Origin of the sequence: Kocuria palustris (genome assembly GCF_007666205.1) — a bacterium.
In the GTDB taxonomy this organism is placed as follows: domain Bacteria; phylum Actinomycetota; class Actinomycetes; order Actinomycetales; family Micrococcaceae; genus Kocuria; species Kocuria palustris_A.
Map to the genome: position 1 here is coordinate 1 of NZ_VDOR01000050.1, position 314 is coordinate 314.

The following is a 314-nucleotide window of genomic DNA, read 5'->3' on the forward strand; positions in this document are numbered from 1 at the left end:
AAGTACGTGGGCCAGCACCCGGTCCCAGGTGCCATCGGCGGCGTAGCGGCGGTGACGTTTCCATACCGTCTGCCAAGGCCCGAAGTGCTCACGGGGCAGATCGCGCCAGGCGATGCCGACACGGTAGCGGTAGACGATTCCCTCGACGATTCGACGGTTGTTTTCAAACGGTCGGGCTCTTTTGCCGGCATTCGAAGGTAGGAGAGGTTCAATCTTCTCCCACTGCTCATCAGTGAATACTCGGTGTCGTTGCTTCGTAGTCACAACACCACCGTGTCAGTGCTGGAATGGTCAATAAAGGAGACACGCCCTAG

The 314-nt window shown here is 58.3% G+C and carries 1 protein-coding gene; it reads right to left on the minus strand.

From position 1 onward, the window contains the following. On the minus strand, positions 1-264 hold a 264-nt coding region (locus FSY66_RS12450), incomplete at its 3' end, for a transposase (RefSeq protein WP_144795413.1). Positions 265-314 lie beyond the last annotated feature (50 nt).